The organism is Stenotrophomonas sp. YJH_SMC_69 (assembly GCF_059370495.1).
Genome location: NZ_JCAFTS010000009.1, coordinates 43266 through 58698, shown reverse-complemented (window position 1 = coordinate 58698; position 15433 = coordinate 43266). Strand labels below are relative to the sequence as shown.

Below are 15433 nucleotides of genomic sequence, written 5' to 3'. Positions count from 1 at the left end.
GGATTCCATGACCGACCGTTACGCCGTCTTCGGACACCCCGTTGCCCACTCGAAGTCGCCGCAGATCCACGCGACGTTCGGTCGCCAGGAAGGCATCGCCATCGACTACCGCGCGATCGACCTGGCCCCGGATGCGTTCCTGGCCGGACTGGAGGCCTTCGCCGCCGAGGGCGGTGTCGGCGCCAACGTCACCCTGCCGCACAAGGAAGCCGCGTTCTCGGTGTGCACCACGCTGACCGCGCGCGCGCGCCGCGCCGGCTCGGTCAACACACTGCTGCGCAAGGGCGACCGCTGGCACGGCGACACCACCGATGGCATCGGCCTGGTGCGCGACCTGACCGACCGCCACGGCCTGGACCTGCGCGGTCGCCGCGTGCTGATGATCGGCGCCGGTGGCTCGGCGCGCAGCGTCGCCCCGGCGCTGCTCGATGCCGGCATCACCGAACTGGTGGTGGTCAACCGCACGCCGGAGCGCGCCGACGAACTGATCGACGCGATGGGCGAGCCCGGCCGTGCGATCAGCCGCTACTGGGAAGACCTGCGCGACCTCGGCGACTTCGAACTGATCGTCAATGCCACCTCGGCTGGCCGCGACCGCGACGTCGAGTTCAAGCTGCCGCTGTCGCTGGTCAATTCGATGACCACTGCTGTCGACCTGAACTACGGCGAGGCGGCCATCGCCTTCCTGGCCTGGGCCCGTGCGGCGCAGTGCCGCAATACCGTCGACGGCCTGGGCATGCTGGTCGAGCAGGCCGCCGAGAGCTTCCTGCAGTGGCACGGCGTGCGCCCGCAGACCGGCGAGGTCTACCAGTCGCTGCGCCAGGGCTCGGCCGTGCTGGCCGGCGAGGACTGACCGATGGACAGCACAACCCTGATGGTGACCGTGCTGAGCATGGTCGGCGTGCGCCTGCCTGTGCTGATCGCGCTGTGCGTCGGCCTGGTCTGGGTGGTCGGTGCGCCGCGCGATGCCACCCGCACCGGCGCGCTGGTCGGCCTGCTGCTGTTGCTGCTGTCCAGCCTGGGTGGCCTGGCGGCGGGCATGCTGCCGATGTGGCTGGTCAGCAGCGGCAACTTCAGCGCCATCTCGGGCATGAGCGCCATCTTCGGCGTGGTGCACTTCGCGCTGGCGATGGTCGAGGCCATCGGCGTGGTGCTGCTGGTGTGGGCGCTGGTGCGCCTGCTGCGTAGCCGTCCCGCCCCGGTCGCCTGAGCGCTGGCGCCGGGCCACGCCCGGCGTGTTTCGCCCCTGTGCGGCGCGGGCTTCGGACCGTGCGCGCCGGCGGGCGTCGTCGCTGGCTCGTTCAGGGTGCCAGCAACAGTGAACGCGGCCGGCCATGCGACAATGACCGGCCTGATCCAGCTACGGTAGTTCCCGGCGTGACCGAAACCGTCGCCGCTCCGCGCACGCTCGATGACACCTTGAAGGACGCGATCCGCAAGGCGTACACGACGCTGCAGGCCAACACCCCCGGCTTCTCCACCCGTCGCTCGCAGAGCCAGATGATCGGCGTGGTGTCGCGCGCGCTGTCGAAAAGCGGTGGCGTTGGCGTGGTCGAGGCGCCGACCGGCGTCGGCAAGAGCCTGGGCTACCTCACCGCAGGCGTGCCGATCGCGCTGGCCACCAAGAAGAAGCTGGTGATCAGCACCGGCACCGTGGCGCTGCAGTCGCAGCTGGTCGAGCGCGATATCCCGAATTTCCTGAAGGCCACCGGCCTGGAAGCGACCGTGGCGCTGGCCAAGGGACGCACCCGCTACCTGTGCACGCGCAATGCCGCCGAGGCGCAGGGCGAGGGCTCGCAGGGCGGCATGTTCGACGATGACGCGCCACTGTTCGACCGGCCGCTGGCGCCGATCGAGATGGACATCGCCAAACGCCTGACCGACGCCTTCACCAGCGGCAGCTGGGATGGCGATATCGACAATGCGCCGGAGACCATCAGTCCCGGCCTGCGCAGCCGCATCACCACGCCGGCCTCGGGTTGTGCCGGGCGACGCTGCGCCTATTCGGCGCAGTGCGCGGTGCTGCGCTCGCGCAATACGGTGCGCGACGCACAGATCGTGGTCACCAACCACGCGCTGCTGCTGTCGGCGCTGTCGATCGGTGACAGCGACAACGGCCAGCCGTTGATCGCGCCACCCTCGGACATGCTGCTGGTGCTGGACGAAGGCCATCACATCGGCAACGTGGCGATCGACCAGGGCGCGGCCAGCCTCGCGCTGGACGAGATGGCCAAGCGCACCGGCCGCCTGCAGATCCTGATCGCCGGTGCCTACCGCGCGGTCGACAAGGACCGGCTGGGCAACCTGCTGCCCAACGAAGCGATCGAAGTCGCCAGCAACGTGGCCAAGCAGCTGCGCGCGTTTCGTGATCACATCGAGCGGGTGTGGATGCCGGCGCCGGCGGACGAAGAGCCGATGTGGCGCGCGGCCAATGGACGCCTGCCCGAGGCCTGGCGCGAGCCGATCGAGGCACTGGCCGACGATACCCGCAGCCTCTACAACTGGGCGCATGCGGCCACCACGCAGGTGGCCAAGGGCAAGCCGGACGATGCCGCGCGCGAGCGCCTGCAGCGCAACCTGGGCATGGCGCTGGAGATGATCGAGCAGCAGTACAACCTGTGGCAGGCGTGGCGCCGCGAAGACAAGGACGGCGCGCCGCCGATGGCGCGCTGGGTGACTGCCACCCGCGATGGCGACCTGGTGCTGCACGGTTCGCCGGTGTCGGCCGCGCACGTGCTGCGCAAGCTGCTGTGGGATGAAGTGGACTCGGTGGTGATGACCTCGGCGACGCTGACCGGCGGTGGCGACTTCCAGGCGCTGGCGATCGACAACGGCATTCCGGAAGAGGCCGAGATGGTCTCGCTGTCGTCGCCGTTCGACCTGCCCAACCAGGCCGAACTGATCGTGCCGAAGTTCCCGGTCACGCCGGACGACCGCGAAGGCCACCCGCGCGAAGTGGCGCGCTACCTGGACACCGAACTGGACTGGGCCAAGGGCTCGATGGTGCTGTTCACCTCGCGCTGGAAGATGGAGAAGGTGGCCGGGCTGATGCCGGCCGCGCGCCGCAAGCAGGTGCTGGTGCAGGGCGAGATGTCCAAGACCCGGCTGATCGAGGAACACCTGCGGCGTGTCGAGGCAGGCGAGGGCTCGGTGCTGTTCGGCCTGAACTCGTTCGGCGAGGGCCTCGACCTGCCCGGCGAGGCCTGCACCACGGTGGTGATCACCCAGGTGCCGTTCGCCGTGCCGACCGACCCGCAGACCGCCACCCTCAGCGAGTGGTTCGAGGGACGCGGGCTCAACGCGTTCAACCTGATCGCCATTCCGCATGCGCTGCGCACGCTGACCCAGTTCGCCGGCCGCCTGATCCGCACCTCCACCGACACCGGCCGCGTGGTCATTCTTGATTCGCGGCTGCTGACCCGCCGCTACGGCAAGCGCATCATCGACGCGCTGCCCCCGTTCAAGCGCGTGATCGGCTGAAAAAAGGGGACGGAGGGGATTAAGTCGTTTGAGGCACAAACGACTTAATCCCCTCCGTCCCCTTTTCCCAGATGGCGGCCAGCGGCCGGCACTACCGGATCGGCATCAATCGCCGAGCAGGGCGGTGTTGCGTACGGCGCCCTTGTCGGCGCTGGTGGCCAGCAGGGCGTAGGCCTTCAACGCGCTGGTGACCTTGCGCGGGCGTGGCGCGCGCGGTTTCCAGCCACGCGCGTCGGCGTCGGCGCGGCGCTGGGCCAGCGTGGCCTCATCCAGCAGCAGGTCGATGCGGCGGGCCGGGATGTCGATGCGGATGCGGTCGCCGTTCTCCACCAGACCGATGACACCGCCGCTGGCGGCTTCCGGCGAGACGTGGCCGATCGACAGGCCCGAGGTGCCGCCGGAGAAACGGCCATCGGTGAGCAGCGCGCACTGCTTGCCCAGTCCCTTCGACTTCAGGTAGCTGGTCGGGTAGAGCATTTCCTGCATGCCGGGGCCGCCCTTCGGCCCTTCGTAGCGGATCACCACTACCTCACCCGGTTGCACCTCGTCGGCGAGGATGCCGGCGACGGCCGCGTCCTGGCTTTCATAGACACGCGCGGGGCCTTCGAACACGTGGATCGATTCGTCCACGCCGGCGGTTTTCACCACGCAGCCATCCACGGCCAGATTGCCACGCAGCACGGCGAGGCCGCCTTCCAGTGAGTACGCATGCTGCAGCGAGCGGATGCAGCCCTCGGCGCGGTCCATGTCCAGGGTCGGCCAGCGCGTGGCCTGGCTGAAGGCCTCCTGGGTGGGGATGCCGGCCGGGCCGGCCTTGAAGAAGGCATGCAGGGTGTCGTTGTCACTGCGCACCACGTCCCAGCGTTCCAGCGCGTCGGCCAGGCTGGCGCTGTGCACGGTCGGCACCGTGGTATCGAGCAGGCCGGCGCGGTCCAGCTCACCGAGGATGCCGAACACGCCGCCGGCGCGGTGCACATCCTCGATGTGGTACTTCGGCGTGTTCGGCGCCACCTTGCACAGCTGCGGCACGCGCCGCGACAGCGCGTCGATGTGGGTCAGGTCGAAGTCGACCTCCGCCTCCTGTGCTGCGGCCAGCAGATGCAGGATGGTATTGGTGGAGCCGCCCATGGCGATGTCCAGGGTCATCGCATTGGCGAACGCGGCCTGGGTGGCGATGCCGCGCGGCAGTGCGCTGGGGTCTTCGCCGCCATACCAGCGATGGCAGAGTTCGACGATCAGGCGGCCGGCGCGGCGGAACAGCGCCTCACGGTCGGCGTGGGTGGCCAGCGTGGTGCCGTTGCCGGGCAGCGACAGGCCCAGCGCCTCGGTCAGGCAGTTCATCGAGTTGGCGGTGAACATGCCCGAGCAGGAACCGCAGGTGGGGCAGGCGCTGCGCTCGAACGCTGCGACTTTCTCGTCGGAGGCGCTGTCATCGGCGGCCACCACCATCGCATCGACCAGGTCCAGCTTGTGCTCGGACAGCCTGGTCTTGCCCGCTTCCATCGGCCCGCCGGAGACGAACACCACCGGGATGTTCAGGCGCAGCGCGGCCATCAGCATGCCGGGGGTGATCTTGTCGCAGTTGCTGATGCACACCAGCGCGTCGGCGCAGTGCGCGTTGACCATGTACTCCACGGCGTCGGCGATGATCTCGCGGCTGGGCAGCGAATACAGCATGCCGTCGTGGCCCATCGCGATGCCGTCGTCCACGGCGATGGTGTTGAATTCCTTGGCGACGCCGCCGACCTGTTCGATCTCGCGCGCGACCAGCTGGCCGAGATCCTTCAGGTGCACGTGGCCGGGCACGAACTGGGTGAAGGAGTTGGCGATGGCGATGATCGGCTTGTGGAAGTCGCCGTCCTTCATGCCGGTGGCGCGCCAAAGGGCGCGGGCGCCGGCCATGTTGCGACCGGCGGTGGAGGTGCGGGAACGGTATTCGGGCATGGCGGGCGGAACGGGCGGGCCGTACGACGTGGGGGTCAGCCGATCATGGCCAATTTTTTCGGTTGCTGCTGCAACCACCTTCACCGCTTGCAGCGGCTTGGCGGTCCGCGCATTTCCCCTTATCCCCGCGCCTTCGGCGCGCCCCCCTTGAACAACAAGGGGGCTTCTTGCCGGAGACTTGGCTGCGCGCGCCGGGCATGACCGGGCGCCGCGGGATGTGTGCCAACCAAGGTTGGCACCTACCAGAGCGGTGCGTCGCCTGGGGTCGGATCCCATCGCGGCGCGATGGGCTCTGACCCCAATGCCGACGAAAATGAAAGTCCGTTCATCTTTCGCACTTTGCCGATTCCGGTTGCTGGCCCGGATTTGGCATCATTGGGGCATTGATCCGTCGACAGGGCATGAGGCCATGAAACGTTCCCGCACCACCGCGCTGCTGCTGATGAGCGCCGCGCCGCTGCTGTTCACCGCCTGCCAGAAGGAGCCGGAGGTGAAGGTGCAGGAAGGCCTGTATACCTCGGTGGAGGCCTGCACCGAGGACACCGGCGATCCGTCGTCGTGCCGCAATGCGTTCGCTGAAGCGCAGAAGCAGGCCGCCGATGCGGCGCCGAAGTACGCCAGCAAGGAAGCCTGCGAGAAGGACTACAAGCCGGAACAGTGCGTGCAGCAGCACACCTCGGCCGGTACCTCGTTCATCGGCCCGATGATGATGGGCTTCTTCATGTCGCAGATGCTGAGCAACCGCGGCGGCCTCGCCCCGCAGGCGCCGGCGTCGGCACCGGCTTACCAGGACAAGAATGCGGGTTGGGCGCGCCCGGCACCGGGCGGCACCGGTGGCCTGAACACCGCCAGCGGCATCGGTGCTGGCAAGGCCGGCCTGGCCCCGGTCACCAGCGAGCCGAACCGTGCGGTCACTGCCAGCCGTGGTGGCTTCGGCAACACCAGCGCACGCCGCAGCACCAGCGGCAGCTACGGCGGCTGATCAACCCATGCAGCGCATCCGGATTGCCGAGCGTGCCCAGTGGCGGGCGCGCGCGGAAGAGGCGGGTTTCCGCTTCCACACCATCGACGGCCAGCCGTACTGGGATGAACGCGCGTATTACGCCTTCACCCTGCGCCAGATCGAACAGGACATCGAAGACCCCAGCGCCGAGCTGCACCAGATGGCGCTGGATCTGGTCGGTGATGTCATCGGCAGCGAACGCTTGATGGACCAGCTGGCGATTCCGTCGCACTACCGCGACTGGATCGCCGACAGCTGGCGCCAGCGCCAGCCGCACCTCTATGGCCGCCTGGACCTGGCCTACGACGGTACCGGCCCGGCCAAGCTGTACGAATTGAACTACGACACGCCGACCTCGCTGTTCGAAGCCAGCTTCTTCCAGTGGCAGTGGCTGGAAGACCAGCGCAATGCCGGCCGCCTGCCGCAGCATGCCGACCAGTTCAACGCCATCCACGAAGCGCTGGTCGAGCGTTTCGGCGACCTCGCCACACAGCTGCCGCCGCCGCTGTACTTCAGCGCGGTCGGCAGTTCGGAGGAAGACCGCGGCACGGTCGAGTACCTGCGCGACTGTGCGTCGCAGGCCGGCCTGCATGGCCAGGCCATCGCCATCGAGGACATTGGCCTGTCCGAGGACGGACGCTTCACCGCGCTGGACGATTCGGTGATCGGCACGCTGTTCAAGCTGTATCCGCTGGAAGACCTGATGGCCGAGGAATTCGGCCGCGCGCTGCCCGGTTCGGGCGTGCAGCTGCTGGAACCGGCCTGGAAGGCGGTGCTGAGCAACAAGGGCATCCTGCCGCTGCTGTGGCAGCGCAACGTGGGCCATCCGAACCTGCTGGAAGCGCATTTCGATGACGGCAGCACGCTGGCGTCGGGCTGGGTACGCAAACCGCTGTTCTCGCGCGAAGGCGCCAACATCGAGATGCACCTGGCCGATGGCAGCACCCAACGCAGCGACGGTCCCTACGACGGCCCGGCGATCATCCAGCGTGCGCATCCTCTCACCCGCTTCGAAGGCGGCTATCCGCTGATCGGCAGCTGGGTGATCGGTGACCATGCCTGCGGCATCGGCATCCGCGAGGATGACAGCGCGATCACCCGCGACAGTGCGCGCTTCGTGCCGCACGCGATCGTCGACGAGGCGCCGACGCGGATCTACGTCTGATGACGGTGCGGCGCAATCGCGACCTGCGGCCTGCGCCGCTGCCGGGCCGGCATCTGGATGACGGCCACGCCCTGTGGCGCTATTCGGACCGCATCGCGGTGCGCTGCCACCGCTGCGATACGCCCGGCTGGGTGGTGCGGACGCCGGAATCGCGACGTTTCCGCTGCCTGGGCTGCAGCGCAGCCCTCGACAGTGGATGCGGCTGCGGTTGCTGTGCCGCGGGCGACTGGGTCGGGCCCGTGCGCTACAGCGGCTATCGTCCCTGCGGATACTGCGGGCACAAATGGGTCCGCGCCGAGCTGCACCGTGCGCGTGCAGTGTCGCCGTTGCGGACGCTGGCGGCGGACTGCAGTCAGTGCGGACGCAGCAGCGAGGTGGAGGTCACGTTGTCGCGATGGCGTGGCAATGAGGCGATCGATCCGCATTTTGGCTTGCCGCTGCGGCTGGTCGAAAAGACTGCGGCCGGCGTGCTGTGGGCCTACAACGAAGCCCATCTGCAGGCACTGCACGACTACGCTGCCGCGCCTCTGCGCGAGCGCGCGGGCGTTACCAACGGTTCGATGTTCTCGCGCCTGCCGCAGTGGATGAAGCTGGGCCGCAACCGGGTGCTGCTGCAGCGTGCGGTGGAGCGGTTGCAACGTCGGTTGCTTCAGGGGTAGTGCCGGCCGCTGGCCGGCAACCGGTTTTGGTAGATGCCGACCTCGGTCGGCGCTGTGGATTTCGTGCCAACCAAGGTTGGCACCTACCAGGGCGATGCATCGGTTGCCGCAGGGGTAGTGCCGGCCGCTGGCCGGTAACCGCCGTTGGGAGATGCCGTCCTTGGTCGGCGCTGTGGGCGGGCCAACCAAGGTTGGCACCTACCAGGGCGATGCGGCGGTTGTTGCAGGGGGTAGCGCCGGCCGCTGGCCGGCAACCGGTTTTGGTAGATGCCGACCCTGGTCGGCGCTGTGGATTCCGTGCCAACCAAGGTTGGCACCTACCAGAGCGATCGCGGGTATCAGAGCAGCCCTTCGCGCTTCACCGCCAGATAGCGTTCCACCAGCGCGCCGGGCAGGGCATCGGCGGTCACGTCCAGCACCATCACCTTTTCGCTGCGCAGGGCCTCATGCGCCTTCGCGCGTTGCTGCAGGTACAGCGCGGCGGCACCGGCCTGGGTGGCGTCTTCCAGTGTCTGCACCTCGCCCTCCAGTGCGCCGTCCAGCTCGCGTTCGCGCAGGCTGGCCACGCACACCAGGTGGCGCCGCTGCAGCAGGCGCACTGCCGCCAGCAGGTCTTCGATGTCCTCATCACGCACGTTGCTGACCAGCATCACCAGCGCACGCCGGCGCTGGCGCAGCGACACCTCGGTGGCGGCGGCCAGGTAATCGGTGGCCACCGCGCGTGGCTGCAGGTCGTAGCTGGCGCGCAGCAGGTGCTCGACCGTACCCATGCCGCGCTGCGGTGCCACCCAGCGGCGTTCGCCACCGGCAGCGTACAGGCCGGCAGCGTCGCCCTGGCGCAGCGCCAGGTAAGCCACCACCAGCGAGGCATTCAAGGCATGGTCGAAGTGCGAGAGCCCGCCTTCGCTGGCCAGCATGCGCCGGCCACTGTCCAGCATCAGCAGCAGCTGCTGGTTCTTCTCGTCCTGGTATTCGCGCGAGATCAGCTTGCGCGCACGCGCGGTGGCCTTCCAGTCGAGCTGGCGCAGGCTGTCGCCGATGCGGTACTCGCGCATCTGGTGGAAATCGGTGCCTTCGCCACGGCGGCGCTTCACGTGCGCACCAACCAGCCGCGAGGCCTGGTCGGCACTGAACAATGCGAAGCGGGTGAGCGGCACGAAGTTCGGATAGACCCGCACCTCCAGCGCCGGCGGCAGCGTGCGTTGCTGCCACCACAGGCGCCACGGCGAACGCATGCGCAGGTGCACCCCCTCGAAGCGGAAGTGCCCACGCTGCAGCGGCTGCAGGTGGTAGTGCAGGGTGGACGCCGTACCGGCCTGCAGGCGCACGCGCTGCGGCAGCGCTTCCAGCGGCCAGCCGCCGGGCACCAGGTCGAACACCTGCACCGTCATCGATTGCTCGGCCTGCAGGCGCAGCGCCGCCTCGCGGCGCACGCCCAGCGCCAGCGCTTCGGGCAGTTCGCGCTGTACCTGCGGCGACGGACGCCGCGACTGCCGCCACAGATCCCACAAGGCGGGCAGCGCGATGACGACGGCTGCCAGCGCCCAGCTCCAGCGCGGCAGCCACCCGCCCAGCACCAGGCCGCCCAGGGCAGCCCAGGCCAGCAGCAGCGCCAGCAGCAGCGGGGCCGGTCTCATCGGCGCGGTGCTTCCACCTTGGCCAGCAGCGCGCCCAGCACGTCGTCGGCGTCCTGGCCTTCGATCTGCAGCTCCGGGGCCAGTGCAATGCGGTGGCGCAGCGCCGGGCGCGCAATGTCGCGCACGTCGTCCGGCGTGACGAAGTCACGGCCGGCCAGCACCGCCTGAGCGCGCGAGGCACGCACCAGCGCGATGCTGCCGCGCGGGCCAGCGCCGACCGCGATGCCCGGCCACTGCCTCGTGGCCGCCACAATCCGCACCGCGTAGTCGATCACTTCGTCATCGACGGTGATCGCCGCGGTCGCGCGCTGCAGTTCCAGCAGCTCGCCGGCCCCCAATACACGCGGCACCTGGCTCAGGTCGAAATCGCTGGCGGCACGGCCACTGGTGATCGCGGTCACCATGCGCTTCTCGTCCTCCAGCTGCGGGTAGTCGATCAGCACCTTCAGCAGGAAGCGGTCCAGCTGTGCTTCCGGCAACGGGTAGGTGCCTTCCTGTTCCAGCGGGTTCTGCGTGGCCAGCGCCATGAACGGCGGCGCCAGGGTGAAGGCCTTGCCTTCGATGGTCACCTGGCCTTCCTGCATCACTTCCAGCAGGGCCGACTGGGTCTTGGCCGGGGCACGGTTGATCTCGTCGGCCAGCAGCAGGTTGGTGAACACCGGGCCGCGACGGATCTTGAAGCTCTCGCTCTTCGGGTCGTACACCGCGTGGCCACTGACGTCGCTGGGCATCAGGTCGGGGGTGAACTGCACGCGCCCGTAGTCCAGCTCCAGGGCCTGTGCCAGTGCACGCACCAGCAGGGTCTTGCCCAGACCGGGCACGCCTTCGATCAGCACGTGGCCACCGGCCAGCAGCGCCACCAGGATCTGGTCCAGTACATCGGCCTGGCCGATGAAGGCGTGTCCAACGGCGGTGCGGATGGCATCGACGCGTTCGATCAGGCGGGCGTTGGCGGCCGCCGGCAGCTCGGGGACTTCGGTCATAGCAGGGATCTCATCTGGAGCAGCAAGCGGATGCGCTCGCGCAGGGCGGAGGAATCGTGCGGTGGCGGGGGCGTGAGCGCGCTGGCAACACGGCCTTGCGGCCATTTCAGCAGTTCGGCGATGGCCTGATCGCGCGGCGCACCGTCCAGTGCAGCGGCTACCGGTGCGCGCAGGCGCAGGCGATGCAGGAACAGGGCGAACACGGCGTCGTACAGGCGCGTGCCGTGGCCGAAGCGCAGCAGCAGCTCGCCACTGGCACGCACGTGCTCCAGCAGCGAGCGGCGTTCCAGCACCGGCGACGGCAGCAGGCTGCCGAAGCGCTGCGAGCGGCCCCACAACCAGCCCAGCAGGGCCAGCAGCAGCGGCGCCCACAGCGGCCAGCCCTGGTAGAACAGGCGCGCCCACAGTGACGGCGGGCGGCTGGCATAGACCAGCCAGAACGCACCCTTGCCGTAATTCGGGTCGAGCAGATAACGGGTCAGGTCGCGGTGCGAGAGATCGTGCAGGCCATCACTGGCCTTGCCTGCGGCCGACGCCAGGCGTGCCGCCGGCGAATCCACCTCGCCGCGCATGAATTCCATGTCGGCCAGCACGCTCACCTTGCCCTGGCCATGGTGCAGGCGTGCGAACACCAGGCTGTGCTCGTTGCCCCAGCGCCGTTCGGCCCGCGCATTGGCGGCAAAGCCCAGCGTGAAGCGACGGCCACCGCAGAACTCGACGTGGCTGGGATCATCGATGACGTGGAATGGCTGGCAGTCGCTCTGCTGATACAGGCTGTCCACGCCCAGCTGGTCCAGCAGGGGCCCCTGCGTGCTGCTGGCGTCGTCCTCGGCGGGCGGCGGCGTACGCACCAGCAGATGGCCACCACCATCAACCCAGGCCAGCAGGGCCCTGGCCGCCGGTGCCGGCAGTTCGCTGCTGTCCTGCAGCAGCACCACCGTATCGTGCGGGCCCAGCGCCATCTGCTGCAGGTCCAGCCGCGGCCGCGAGTGCACCTCGATGCCATCGGCACGCAGGGCCTGGCCCAGCACGTACAGCGGGTTGTAGCCAGCTTCGCCCTGCGGCGGCAGTTGCACGGTCTCGGTCACGCGTTCGTGCGTGCGCAGGTAGAGGATCGTCAGCGGCACGCCGAACAGCACCAGCCCACCCAGCAGCAGCGACCAGAACAGGCGCGGACTCATGCCAGCCACCTGTACTGCCGGCGCAGGGTATCGGCCAATGCATCGAAATCGGCGCGGCTGGGCAGGCGGCCACCGTAGGCGGCGTACTGCCACATGCGCACGATGCGCGCGAACAGGTCACGGTCGGTGGCATCGGGCATGCGCCGCGACGCGCGCAGGCATTGCGCTTCGGTGGCACCGGGCGGAAGCGCGATGCCGCTGCGCTCGCCCACCGTGCGCACGCTGGCGCGGTACAGCAGGGCCAGCGCCTGCCGCGGCCGCCCCTGGTCCCACAGCAGGCCGGCCTGGGTGGCCACGTCCGGCGGCAGCACGACCGGCAGTTCCACCGGTTCTTCCACTACCTGCGGTGTGGCCTCGGCCTTGCGCCGGCCACTGCCGCGCAGCCACGGCAGCCACAGCCGTGCGGTCAGCAGCAGCACCAGCAGCAGGACGCCCAGCAGGCCCCACAGGCCCCACTCGGCCAGGCGTGCCAGCCAGGCGATGCCGTCCTTGCGCGTTTTGCGTTCACCCTTGCTGTTGGTGTCACGCTGCAGCTGCTTGTCTTCCTTCTTTTTTTCCTCGGCCTGCTCGATCGGCTTCCAGCGCGTGACCTGGCGGGTCGGGCGCTGCAGCGGATCTTCATAGGCGCGGTTCACCGCCTGGCGGAAGCCGGCGGTGTCCACTGGCGCTGCACCGAAGATCATGGCCGGTGCATTGGCCGGATCGTTCGCCGCAGTGGCCGGTTCCTCCGCGCTGTCCTCGTCCTCTCCGGCATCGTCTGCCTGTTCTGCGGCCGTCTGCGCGTCCTGCGCATGCACTGGCGCGTAGGCCAGCGGCAGGGCAAGGCACAGCAGCAGGGCCAGCGTGGATGCCGCCGGCAGCAGCCGCTCGCGCAGGCGGCGCAGGGCGATCTCCACGTCCCACGCTTCCATCTGCGTGCGCCGGTTCAAGTACAGGCCGAAGCCGGCGCCGACGTAGAACGGACCGATCAGCACCGAGGCCAGCCAGCACGCCAGGTTGAAGCCGGCCCGCGCCCAGGCGGGTGTGTCCTGGCCGATCATGTCCCACGCGGCACGCCATGATTCGGACATCAGCTCCAGCGGCATGAACATGAACACCGCGCCGATCGCACCGGACACCAGCACCGCTTCAAACGCCATGCAGCCCACGGTCAGCACGGCGGCGGCACCCGCCGCACCAGCGGCCACAGCGCGGCGGCGTGCACCGCGCTGGGCCGGCGCATTGCCCTCCAGCAGGTTCACCGGCAGGCACAGGCTGCGCAGCACGCTGAAACGGCGCCAGCCCAGGTAGCCCCAGAAACCTGCATTGCCCCAGCTGCGTTGCGCGCGCAGGGCCGCCAGCGTACCGACCGGCTCGCCGAAGATGCCACGCGACAGCACGTACAGCGGCGCCCGTTCGAACAGCGGCTTGCACCACCACATCGCCAGCCACGCCCAGCCGAATGCATCCAGCCACCAGCCCAGCGCGTTGAAGACCACGAACAGCGGCGCACTGGCCAGCAGCCAGCTGCCCCATACCGCGCGTGCGTGGCGGCGCGACAGGGCGCTGCCCAGCTCCATTGCTTCCCAGCCGCTGCGCGCGCGCAGCACCACGTCCAGGTGATCAATGCGCATGGCCGCCTCCGCGTCCGCCGCGCCACAGCCACAGCAGCACGCCGGCCCACAGCATGCCGGCCACGCTGAACTTGCCCCACGCCGGCACGTCGGCAATCGACGACCAGAAGGCTTCGATGAACGCGGCCACCAGCAGCATGAACGCCACGCCCAGGCACAGGCGCGCACCGATGCGGCCGCCCTCGACCAGTGCATCCAGGCGGCTGCGCCGGCCGGGTGCCAGCAGTTTCATGCCCAGCTGCAGACCGGCACCGCCGGCGATCACGATCGCGGTCAGCTCGAAGGCACCATGGCCTGCGACGAAGCGCCAGAACGGATCACCATGGCCGATGTGCTGCAGGTGGCCCGCCACCGAACCGATGATCACGCCGTTGAACAGCAGCACCAGCAGCGTGCCCAGGCCGGCCAGCAGGCCGCTGGCGAAGGTACGCAGGGCGATGCTGATGTTGTTGAGGATGTAGTGGCCGAACATCATCCAGTCGGTGCCGCTGTCGCGTCCCAGGCGCTCGGCGGCCGGATCGTACATGCGCTCCATCTCGGCGATCTGGCGGTTGTCCATCACCATGTGGATCAGGTCCGGATAGACCTGCACCAGCACGAAGCAGGCCAGCGCCGGCAGCGCGAACATCGCCAGCGCCACCCACATGCTGCGCGCCTGGCTGCGCACCAGCAACGGGAAGTCGGCCACCAGGAATTCCAGCGCACCGCGCCAGCGCGTCGGCGGCGTGCGGTACAGCACGCTGTGGCCCTGCTGCATCAACTGCTGCAGGCGCTGCACCAGCTGCGGGCTGTAGCCGCGCTCGCGGGCCAGCGCCAGCTGCTGGCACAGGCGCCGGTAGCGCTGCGGGAAGGCGGTATCGTCGAGCGCGAGCGCGCTGGCCTTGCGCCGCGTGCGGCGCGAAGCACCGGCGCGCAGCAGCAGCCAGTGTTCCAGGTCCTGCCATTCCTGCTGGTAGCGGGCGACGAACTGTTCCTGCTTCATCGCCGCCCCAGCAGCCAGTTGGCCATGGCATACAGGCGCAGCACGCCGACCTGGCCGTGGGTGCCGGTCAGTGGCTCGGCAATGCCGGCCAGTTCCTGCTGGCGTGCCGCCGACAGCCGCGGCGCGCGCTCGGCAAAGGCCATCAGCGCCGCCTGTTCTTCCGGTCGCAGCGGCTGCGGCGGGGCCAGCACGCTGTCGATGGTGGGCGGAGGCGGCAGGTACAGCACCGGTGCATGCACCACCACGGTACCGGCCACCAGGTCGCCGAGGCGGCGGCCGTGGGAATCGAACAGGCTGCTGATCAGGCCCAGTGCATAGCCGAACGGCAGCATGTCCACGGTGCGCAGCAGGTTGCGGGTGATGGCGGCCATCCAGCCCACCGGCGCGCCATCGCGCGCGAGCACGTGCAGGCCCAGTGCGCGCTTGCCCAGGGTGCGGCCCCACCGCGCTTCGCAGACGATCGGGTAGGCCCAGTAGACCAGGAACATCAGCACCAGGCCGAGCCCGGAGCCGAACGAATCCAGCAGTGCCAGCGGAATCGACATCAGCACCAGCACCGCGATGCGCACGCCCAGATCGATCAGCCAGGCCATCGCCCGGGGCACCGGGCCGGCCGCCGGCAACTGCAGCGGCACACCCTCCGGCGTCACCACCTCGCGGTAGGTATCGAGCATCGGTGCGGCCATCAGTGCGATGGCCTTCGTTGTGGGCGGCGGAGTCCTCTCCGGCAGGCAGCCACAGGCATGGGGGTCTCGACAGGTCCTGGTCGGGCCCAGACTTTAGCAG

The 15433-nt window shown here is 69.2% G+C and carries 13 protein-coding genes; 6 read left to right on the top strand and 7 right to left on the bottom strand.

Translation table 11 applies throughout. The features are described 5' to 3' along the window. Positions 1–7: 7 nt before the first annotated feature. From aroE to dinG, 3 genes are all read left to right on the top strand, one after another. A complete protein-coding gene (gene aroE / locus AC5P8F_RS15560; RefSeq protein ID WP_032959067.1) occupies positions 8–853 on the top strand; it encodes a shikimate dehydrogenase in 846 nt (281 codons plus the stop codon). A gap of 3 nt (positions 854–856) precedes the next feature. Continuing rightward, a complete protein-coding gene (locus AC5P8F_RS15555) occupies positions 857–1210 on the top strand; it encodes a hypothetical protein (RefSeq protein WP_014648789.1) in 354 nt (117 codons plus the stop codon). A gap of 167 nt (positions 1211–1377) precedes the next feature. Continuing rightward, a complete protein-coding gene (gene dinG, locus AC5P8F_RS15550) occupies positions 1378–3480 on the top strand; it encodes an ATP-dependent DNA helicase DinG (protein WP_049442037.1) in 2103 nt (700 codons plus the stop codon). Between the two features lie 105 nt (positions 3481–3585). Here the strand turns inward: dinG and ilvD are convergent, their stop codons facing one another. After that, on the bottom strand, positions 3586–5424 hold the full coding sequence (gene ilvD / locus AC5P8F_RS15545; RefSeq protein ID WP_032959069.1) for a dihydroxy-acid dehydratase: 1839 nt from the start codon (positions 5422–5424) through the stop codon (positions 3586–3588). A gap of 409 nt (positions 5425–5833) precedes the next feature. On the opposite strand from ilvD, the gene AC5P8F_RS15540 reads away from it, so the two are divergent. Genes AC5P8F_RS15540 through AC5P8F_RS15530 form a run of 3 tightly spaced genes read left to right on the top strand, consistent with a single transcriptional unit; the run spans position 5834 to position 8251 of the window. Next, complete coding sequence (locus AC5P8F_RS15540) at positions 5834–6406, top strand: DUF1190 domain-containing protein (protein WP_495228521.1); 573 nt, start codon at positions 5834–5836, stop codon at positions 6404–6406. 7 nt (positions 6407–6413) lie between these two features. Then, a complete protein-coding gene (locus AC5P8F_RS15535) occupies positions 6414–7592 on the top strand; it encodes a glutathionylspermidine synthase family protein (RefSeq protein ID WP_032957032.1) in 1179 nt (392 codons plus the stop codon). Then, positions 7592–8251, top strand: coding sequence for a hypothetical protein (locus tag AC5P8F_RS15530; protein ID WP_032957033.1), 660 nt, complete (start codon positions 7592–7594; stop codon positions 8249–8251). Before AC5P8F_RS15535 ends, AC5P8F_RS15530 begins: the two co-directional genes overlap by 1 nt. 338 nt (positions 8252–8589) lie before the next feature. On the opposite strand, the gene AC5P8F_RS15525 is transcribed toward AC5P8F_RS15530, so the two are convergent. Genes AC5P8F_RS15525 through AC5P8F_RS15500 form a run of 6 tightly spaced genes read right to left on the bottom strand, consistent with a single transcriptional unit; the run spans position 8590 to position 15333 of the window. Continuing rightward, complete coding sequence (locus AC5P8F_RS15525; protein ID WP_014648783.1) at positions 8590–9888, bottom strand: DUF58 domain-containing protein; 1299 nt, start codon at positions 9886–9888, stop codon at positions 8590–8592. After that, entirely contained in the window at positions 9885–10871 is a 987-nt protein-coding gene (locus tag AC5P8F_RS15520; protein ID WP_014648782.1) for an AAA family ATPase, read from the bottom strand. The genes AC5P8F_RS15525 and AC5P8F_RS15520 overlap by 4 nt, the downstream gene beginning before the upstream one ends. Next, on the bottom strand, positions 10868–12052 hold the full coding sequence (locus AC5P8F_RS15515) for a DUF4350 domain-containing protein (RefSeq protein WP_049442036.1): 1185 nt from the start codon (positions 12050–12052) through the stop codon (positions 10868–10870). The genes AC5P8F_RS15520 and AC5P8F_RS15515 overlap by 4 nt, the downstream gene beginning before the upstream one ends. After that, positions 12049–13665, bottom strand: a complete 1617-nt coding sequence (locus AC5P8F_RS15510) for a DUF4129 domain-containing protein (RefSeq protein WP_227864353.1) — start codon at positions 13663–13665, stop codon at positions 12049–12051. Before AC5P8F_RS15510 ends, AC5P8F_RS15515 begins: the two co-directional genes overlap by 4 nt. Beyond that, positions 13655–14647, bottom strand: coding sequence for a stage II sporulation protein M (locus AC5P8F_RS15505; protein WP_014648779.1), 993 nt, complete (start codon positions 14645–14647; stop codon positions 13655–13657). Before AC5P8F_RS15505 ends, AC5P8F_RS15510 begins: the two co-directional genes overlap by 11 nt. Continuing rightward, positions 14644–15333, bottom strand: a complete 690-nt coding sequence (locus tag AC5P8F_RS15500; RefSeq protein ID WP_014648778.1) for an RDD family protein — start codon at positions 15331–15333, stop codon at positions 14644–14646. Before AC5P8F_RS15500 ends, AC5P8F_RS15505 begins: the two co-directional genes overlap by 4 nt. Between the last annotated feature and the right edge of the window lie 100 nt (positions 15334–15433).